We start from the raw sequence: 7608 nt of genomic DNA, 5'->3' as shown, positions 1-7608 counted from the left end.
ATTTGATTAAAAAATATTATTTTCTGTTTTTTCAGAAATTCGTATTTTTTTCAAATAAAATATGATTTTTCATGTTTTTCTGGTGAAATTTTAGTTTCATCAGTATCTAATCATATTTACTTAATTAACTATTTTTAAAGTATATTTCTATTATTTTAATTATTTAAAGTTTATTAGAATGTAATTTATGAAAATAAGTTATATATGAAATGTTTATACAAAAACAAGTATATATTTATTCATTTGAAAATCAACCCTTTCAAATGAAAATTTTAAAAATTAATTATGGGACAGTCCCATAATATTTCAAAATATTTAAATATTAACACTTGCATATACAAGAGTACAGTTGCATATGCAAGAGAGGTAAATTATGGAAAAAAATTCAAATATAGAAATGATTACGGGAGATCCTAAAAAAGCAATAAACAAGCTATCATTGCCAATTATTGCCAGTATGTTTTTAATTTTTGCAAACAATATCATTGACAGTATCTGGGTTGCAGGACTCGGTGCAGAGCCGTTGGCAGCTCTGGGATACATCACACCGCTTTTCATGATAATCGTCGGATTCGGAAACGGTATCGGTGCAGGTGGTAATTCACTTATATCACGTTATATCGGAGCCGAAAACAGAGCTTCAGCAAACAATGCTGCGATACACAATTTAATTTTAAGTATTATAGTATCAATTTTTGTTACAGTCATTTTCCTGGTCTTTATGGAGCCGTTACTCATCATGATGGGTGCTGAAAGTGTATTAAGCTATGCCATGGAATACGGAGTTATAGTATTTGCATGGACAATCGCATTGCTGATGCCCCCAATTGTGGGTGGAGCATTCAGGGCTGAAGGAGACATCAAAAGGGCAACTCTACCTATTGCTCTTGCTGCTATAATTAACATGATTTTAGATCCGATTTTCATATACACATTGAATATGGGAATTGCCGGGGCGGCATGGGCGACAGCTTTAGGACCATTCATAAGCCTGCTTTTGATGTTTTACTGGATTTTCGTAAAAAAGGATACCTATTTGTCATATGATTTGGGAAACTTTACAAATGACCTGACAATGTATAAGGACATTTTGGTTGTCGGTATTCCGGCGAGCCTTGAGCAATTGGTGCTGTCCGTTTTAACAATATTCGTTAATTTCATGCTCACAATCGTTTCAGGTCCGGTTGCAGTGGCCATTTATACTGCAGGATGGAGAATAATTAACATTGGAATGCTTCCGGCAATAGGCGTTGGAACTGCTGCAATTTCCGTTGCAGGAGTTGCATTCGGCGCAAGAAAATATGAAAACCTGAGGGTTGTTGCAAGATACGCCGTAAAGGTCGCATTGATAGCTTCAATTATAGTTTGCATAATCCTCAATGTATTCGCCAATCAGATTTCATTCATCTTCTCATATTCCGAAAACAGTGCACAGCTCGAGCCGCTGATAGCAAGCTTCCTTCAGTTAATGTGTCTTTTTATATTATACGTTCCCTTCGGAGCAAGTGCGGGAAACGTATTCCAGGGTGTCGGAAAAGGAACAATCTCATTTATCCTGACCACATTCAGGGAATTTATATTAGTTTTAATATTTGCTTATCTTCTCGGATTTGTCTTCAACATGGGAGAGTTCGGAATATACTGCGGAATGCTTCTGGGAGGCGGAATCGGATCTCTGATATGTTATGCATGCATAGAATTGTATATTAACAAACTGATAAGGAGCGCTTCAAATGGATGATGATGTTCCAACCGTTCCATTGGTTTCAATAATTTATAGAGAACATGCAAAATTCTTAAATGACAGATTAAAGGATGAAAACCTAAGTTTTGGCCTTTATCCCTTGCTTATTAAAATCTACAAACATGAAGGAATAATACAGGAGCAGCTGGCACAATCATTTCATCTAAACGAAAGCACAATTACAAGAAACCTTAAAAAGCTTGAGGATAAGGGATTCATTGAAAGAATTCCTGATAAGAGAACAAAACGGATAGAAATCACGGATAATGGCCGTAAAATCGCACAGAAAGTCATGGATTTGGATGAGATGTGGGATGATAAAATTAAAGATATTATCGGGCTTGAAGAATATGATAATTTTTTAAATACTCTTAAAGAAATTAGTGGGGGACTGTTATGAATCAAATTTGTGTTAAACACGACTTTGAAGTAAAAACTCCTATTTAATATCTTATGAGCTTAAAATCCAAAAAAATTAGTGTAAGCAACAATTATTTAAATAATTAGAATATAGTAAATATACAAATTAAGAGGTGGTAATCATGGCAAAACCAATTGGGGATACTCCAACATTATATGGTAAAGATGCAGCTGATTTTTTAAATAAAATGCTCGAACCTCTTACAGAAAAAGATAAAGAATTTAAAAAGAGATATGATGCTGCTAGAAAGGTATCATTCTAGAACTCTTAAATCTAGGTATAAATAAAATGTTTGTTCTGGATTACGTTCTATTATGATATCTAATTCTTTTTTTTATTTTATTATCATCTTTTTTTAAATTATTAAAACTGTGATTTACATAAAAATTATATGCTCTTGCATAGCCTTCTACTGTAACAAATCTTAAACCAACATTATTTTCAGCGATATTTTTAACATTAAATAAGATACTCATTAATATTTCTGAACCTAATCCTTTGTGTGCATACCTTTCATCCACGGCTAATCTACCAATTTTTATTGCAGGTAATTTTCTCTTTTTTGAAGTGATGGTAATTGATCTTTAATATCCTGTTTAGCATCTTCATCACGAATATCTTTTAATGGAATTGTGTCAGTAAGTAGAGAAACATAACCTACTATTATATCATCACATATTACAAGTTTTGTTAGATTTAATTTGTTTTTTTGTTGAGTTAACGCATCATTTTTTAGAAAGTCAGTTAAATCGTCTGACTCACACTTGAATTGGGATACATCATATTCTTCAGTCAGTGTTTCAAAACGATAATTTTCTTTTATATAATTAATATCCATAAATCTATGTAGATTTTCATAATTTATTAATATTTCTATTTCTTAAATTATAAATTAAGAGTAATATTGCTCTATAAGAGTAATTAAAGGATTAGACGCTAAATTATACATATCATAATAATCTATGACAAAATGAAAATATTATATGTATTGAGTTATATAGACTTTTACTTAATGTTTGTGTCATTTGGTAAAATTATTCTTGGGCAGTTATGCTCTTTTGAGTATAAGTATTATCCAAGCTATCCCCGGTTGTCTTACCGGTTCATTTTTTTATTGTTTTATGATATTATTCGGATTCCTTCTTTTAATATGTTTTTTGCGGCGTTGATGTCTCGGTGGTGTTTTGTTCCACATTCAGGACATATCCATTCTCGATGTTCTAGTTTTAGGTTTGTTTTCTGGTATCCGCAGGTGTTGCATTTTTGGCTGGATGGGAAATATCTGCCTATTTGTATGAATTTTTTCCCATACTATTGGGCTTTGTATTTTATCATTTGTATGAGTTTGTATAGGCTTATTTTTTGTAATTTGGATGACCATTTTTTGTTTTTAAACATTCCTTTGATGTTGAGGTTTTCCATTGAGATTATGTCGAATTTTTTTACTATGTATTTGCTTAATTGGTGGTATGCGTTTTGTAGTTTGTTGTTTTTCCGGTTTATCCATTTATGTAGTTTTTTTTAGTGTTTTTTTGTAGTTGTTGCTCATGTATTCTTTTCGTGCTAATTGTTTTTGGTATTTTTTTATCATTTCTTCTTCTTTTTTTAGATCCAATGTGTCTATTTCCATAGTATTTGAGAGTGTTGCTAATTTTTTAAATCCTAAATCGATGCCGATAGTTTCACCGGTTTTTTTCAAATTCTTCGACACTTGTTTTTATATTCACGATTGCGTAGAATTTGCCGTTTTTTCGTTTAACTGTGACATTGTTGATTTTACTGGTTTTAAGTAATTTTCGATATTTTTTACTGGTTCTGTAATGAACAAATCCTAATTTGGCTAGGCGTATTCTTTTGTTAGATACACGAATATTATTTCCATTTTTCTGTATTCTAAAAGAAGGAACACTTTTATTTTTGATTTAAATCTAGGATAACCTTTATATTCATTAAAGAATTTATTAAAAGCATTTATTAAATCACGACACACCTGCTGTTGACTAGTAGACTCCCCTTCATGTAAAAAAGGATAGTCCACTTTCAACATCTTTAAAATAGCATTTAAATTTCTCATATTTGGATTTAAAGGAAAACCATGATTAGAAAACATTGCATACAATTCCTTATATCTAGAAAGAATTTGATTCCAGATAAAATGGGAATTGCCTATATTCTGCTCTAAAACACCAATCATTTCATCATCAGGAAAAATCTCCAACTTTAAACCCATATCAACAATATTACTCATAAAAAAAACACCTGATCCCAAAAATTATTTAATTATAATCCCTCACATTTATATTATTAATTCTCTTCAAGAGACATACTAATAAGTATTAAATATAATCTAATATACAAATTTCGCGAGACCATTTGAAGAGTAATAGTGCTTAAAAAAGAACAACTAAAAAGGTAAAAACTTTTAGTAATATACTATAATAAACCAGTTTAACATTATCCTTCTAGTCCATGTAAAATATTAAATGAACCATAACATTGACCTATACTTTAATTGAAAATATGATTCATAATTCAATGAGATATTGAGATTACATAAACTTTACTTAATCGGTTACGTGATTAAATAGCATCTTCTAAAACGGTCCATTTTTGTGGACTTTTGTTTATACAATAAAATTCAAAACAAATTAAAAAGAGTTATTTTCAAAAATAAACAAATTATAATCCTTAAAATTACTATGATAAAAATGGACTGTTATATCATCCCATATGTTAATTATGATTTTAATTGATCATTTTAATAAATTACTATAAATTGTAATTTTACTAATAACACTGCTAATTATGGTGGTGCAGTTTACTTCTATAGTACTGGTGAAGTAACAAATTGTAATTTTACTAACAACACCGCAACCAATGGTTATGGTGGTGCTGTTTGTTTCTATAGTTCAAGTTCTACTGGTACTGTAACAAATTGTAATTTTACTGGTAATAATGCAACTTCTGGTTCTGCAATTTATTTCTACAGTGGTTCAGGTACTAAAACTGTTTCTAATTCTCGTTTCCTGAATAACAGAGCTAATGTTCATTCAAGTTCACCGTTACAGGTTAGTCAAAATGGCAATTATGTTGAAATTATATTTATGGGTCAGGATAATCTTTTAAACGCAATTTATTCTACTAGTGATGTTAGTTTCACTAATGTGACTTATTGGGGAGCTGAAGGAGTTGCAAATACTGGCAGTTCTGCTGTTACTCCATCCAGATCTCAAAATGAGGCAGGTCAAAATATTACAGTAACTGTTGTAGTTAATGATGTTCTTATCCTAAACACTACTAAAGTCACTAATGCTGATGGTAAAATTCTTTTGGATGCTGTTGCAGGTAATTATAATATTACTGCTCGCCACAATGCAGATTTATACTACACACAAGCTCAAACAACAAGAATATTCACCATTACAGGTACTCAAACCAGCATTGACTTATCTGCTTCAGGCAGTACTGCTACAGCAAAAATAACACCGGAAATTACTGGAAATATTACTTTCACTGTGGAAAACGAATCTGGTGTTGTTAGAACTGCTGAGGCTATTATAAGTGATGGTGCTGCTGATTTGGATTTAACTGGTTTGGCTATGGGTAAATATAATATTACTGCAGTTTACGGAGGTAATATCAACTATTATCCAAGTAAAGCCAATATAACTTATGAAATAAAAAACATCGAGTATTCAGTAAATGTAACATCCGTTACAACCAACAATAAAACAGTAAACATCACTGCAAAATCCAATATCCCTAATGATATTATACAAGGTAAATTACTATTTATCCTTCCAAACAGTACTGAAATTAGTGCTAATTTTAATGCTGACGGTACTTGGTGGGCTGTATATACCTTTGCTGATTATGGTGATTATAAGGTTAATGCATCTTATAGTGGTCTTGATAATGTAGTTATTAATAATGCTACTATTAGTATTTGTGGAAGTTATACTGATTTGCAGGCTTTGATTGATGCTTGTGGTGATGGTGATGTTTTAGTCTTGCCTTATAGTTTTAGATATATTCCTAGTGTTGATGGTGATAGATTCCCGTCTGGTGTTATTGTTAATAAGTCTTTGACTATTGATGGTAATTCTTTCAGTATTAGTGGTGAAAATTCATATAGGATTTTTAATATTACTGCTGATGTGACTTTGGTTAATGTTTCTTTGGTTAATGGTAATGCTAGTGTTGGTGGTGCATTGTATGTTTGTGATAATGTTACTTTGAATATTGTTAATGCTAGTTTTATGGATAATAAGGCTAATGCTTATGTTTTATCTGATGCTATTGCTCATTATTTGAAATTTGGTGATGTGGTTGTTTATCATGATGAGGCTATTGCTTTGGCTTATATTGTTGGTGAGAATTATATTAGTGCTATTTATGCTGAGGATGGTGCTGATATTGTCTTTAGTAATGTGACTTATTGGAATGGTAGTTCTATGGTTAACAGTGATGTTCAAATTCCGGTTAATTCATTTTATGCTGCTGGTGAAAATCTTACTCTTTCACTTTATAATGGTGATGATTTTGTTGTTAATTTAACTGCGGTTACTGTTTATATTGAGGAATTTGGCGGTTATTTTGCATTATTTAATATTTCTGATTATGGGCCTGATGTGTGGGATAATGGTAAAGTTTATCATTTGGAGAATGATTATTATCCTTACAGTGTGTCTGATGCATATTGGAGTGATATTCAGGATCCTGATGATGAGTATGTTGATTTGCATTTGGCTATTGGTCGTGTGTATGGTTTGAATACAACTGTTTTTGTTGAGTATAGGGTTGTTAATGCGAGTGTTGTTGTTATTATTGATGGTGTTGAGTATCCTGTTGATGGTAATGTGAGCTTTAATATTACTCCTTGTGCTGGAAATCATACTATTAAGGCCAGGACAGTTTATGATAATGGTATTTTTGTTGATGGTTATGAGTTAGTGTTTGAAGTGTTGAAGTCAGAACCTGAAATGGGTATTGTTGTTGTTGATTGTGATGGTAGGGATGTTGTTGACAATACTACTGATGCTGGTGTGTTAATTACTGTTAATGTGACTGTTAAGGATTATAATGTTACCGGAACAGTTAATGTTACTGTTAATGGTGTTGTTTATCCTGATGTTGTTATTGGTGCTGATGGTATTGCTAGTTTAAATATTACTCCTGAGGTTGCTGGTGATTATGTTGTTAATGCAACTTATAATGGGGATTCAAACCATAATATAACTAATACTAGTAATGTTCGTTTTACTTTAAAAAACAGTACTTATGATATTGCTGTTGTGGTTGTTCCTGGTGTTGATGGTGCTAATACTACTGTGACTGTGACTGTTCCTGGTGATGTGGATGGTACTGTTGTTGTTACTGTTGATGGTGAGGATTATCCTGTTACTGTTGATGAAAATGGTACTGGTAGTGTTGATATTCCTTT

The 7608-nt window shown here is 31.6% G+C and carries 9 protein-coding genes and 1 pseudogene; 4 read left to right on the top strand and 6 right to left on the bottom strand.

Annotated elements, in window-relative coordinates; all coding sequences use genetic code 11:
- Nucleotides 1-373 precede the first annotated feature (373 nt).
- From IJQ68_RS09880 to IJQ68_RS09870, 3 genes are all read left to right on the top strand, one after another.
- Nucleotides 374-1741, top strand: coding sequence for an MATE family efflux transporter (locus tag IJQ68_RS09880; RefSeq protein ID WP_292799945.1), 1368 nt, complete (start codon nt 374-376; stop codon nt 1739-1741).
- A complete protein-coding gene (locus tag IJQ68_RS09875; RefSeq protein ID WP_292799942.1) occupies nt 1734-2144 on the top strand; it encodes a MarR family winged helix-turn-helix transcriptional regulator in 411 nt (136 codons plus the stop codon). The genes IJQ68_RS09880 and IJQ68_RS09875 overlap by 8 nt, the downstream gene beginning before the upstream one ends.
- 142 nt (nt 2145-2286) lie before the next feature.
- Entirely contained in the window at nt 2287-2427 is a 141-nt protein-coding gene (locus IJQ68_RS09870; RefSeq protein ID WP_292799939.1) for a hypothetical protein, read from the top strand.
- Between the two features lie 40 nt (nt 2428-2467).
- On the opposite strand, the gene IJQ68_RS09865 is transcribed toward IJQ68_RS09870, so the two are convergent.
- The 6 genes and pseudogenes from IJQ68_RS09865 to IJQ68_RS09850 all read right to left on the bottom strand — a co-directional run bounded on the left by IJQ68_RS09865 (nt 2468) and on the right by IJQ68_RS09850 (nt 4413).
- A complete protein-coding gene (locus IJQ68_RS09865; RefSeq protein ID WP_292799936.1) occupies nt 2468-2686 on the bottom strand; it encodes a hypothetical protein in 219 nt (72 codons plus the stop codon).
- Between the two features lie 17 nt (nt 2687-2703).
- Nucleotides 2704-3003, bottom strand: a complete 300-nt coding sequence (locus tag IJQ68_RS09860; protein ID WP_292799933.1) for a hypothetical protein — start codon at nt 3001-3003, stop codon at nt 2704-2706.
- 281 nt (nt 3004-3284) lie between these two features.
- Nucleotides 3285-3464: pseudogene (locus IJQ68_RS10900) on the bottom strand (zinc ribbon domain-containing protein); the annotation flags it as partial.
- A gap of 12 nt (nt 3465-3476) precedes the next feature.
- Entirely contained in the window at nt 3477-3668 is a 192-nt protein-coding gene (locus IJQ68_RS10895) for an IS200/IS605 family accessory protein TnpB-related protein (protein ID WP_369334611.1), read from the bottom strand.
- A gap of 4 nt (nt 3669-3672) precedes the next feature.
- Nucleotides 3673-3864 (bottom strand): transposase, encoded by a 192-nt coding sequence (locus tag IJQ68_RS09855; protein WP_292799931.1) that lies wholly within the window; start codon nt 3862-3864, stop codon nt 3673-3675.
- Between the two features lie 141 nt (nt 3865-4005).
- On the bottom strand, nt 4006-4413 hold the full coding sequence (locus IJQ68_RS09850) for a helix-turn-helix domain-containing protein (RefSeq protein WP_292799928.1): 408 nt from the start codon (nt 4411-4413) through the stop codon (nt 4006-4008).
- An 856-nt stretch (nt 4414-5269) separates the two neighbouring features.
- Here IJQ68_RS09850 and IJQ68_RS09845 point away from each other — a divergent pair.
- A partial coding sequence (locus IJQ68_RS09845) for an Ig-like domain-containing protein (RefSeq protein WP_292799925.1) occupies nt 5270-7608 on the top strand: 2339 nt, incomplete at its 3' end.

Source organism: Methanobrevibacter sp. (assembly GCF_017447225.1).
In the GTDB taxonomy this organism is placed as follows: domain Archaea; phylum Methanobacteriota; class Methanobacteria; order Methanobacteriales; family Methanobacteriaceae; genus Methanocatella.
Note: the sequence above shows the minus strand (reverse complement) of the source record. Positions and strands in the feature narration are given on the sequence as shown.

Coding starts and splice junctions, on each gene's coding strand:
- IJQ68_RS09870 (WP_292799939.1), top strand. CDS start 2,287: ATGGCAAAACCAATTGGGGATACTCCAACATTATATGGTAAAGATGCA.
- IJQ68_RS09880 (WP_292799945.1), top strand. CDS start 374: ATGGAAAAAAATTCAAATATAGAAATGATTACGGGAGATCCTAAAAAA.
- IJQ68_RS09860 (WP_292799933.1), bottom strand. CDS start 3,003: ATGGATATTAATTATATAAAAGAAAATTATCGTTTTGAAACACTGACT.
- IJQ68_RS09875 (WP_292799942.1), top strand. CDS start 1,734: ATGGATGATGATGTTCCAACCGTTCCATTGGTTTCAATAATTTATAGA.
- IJQ68_RS09850 (WP_292799928.1), bottom strand. CDS start 4,413: ATGAGTAATATTGTTGATATGGGTTTAAAGTTGGAGATTTTTCCTGAT.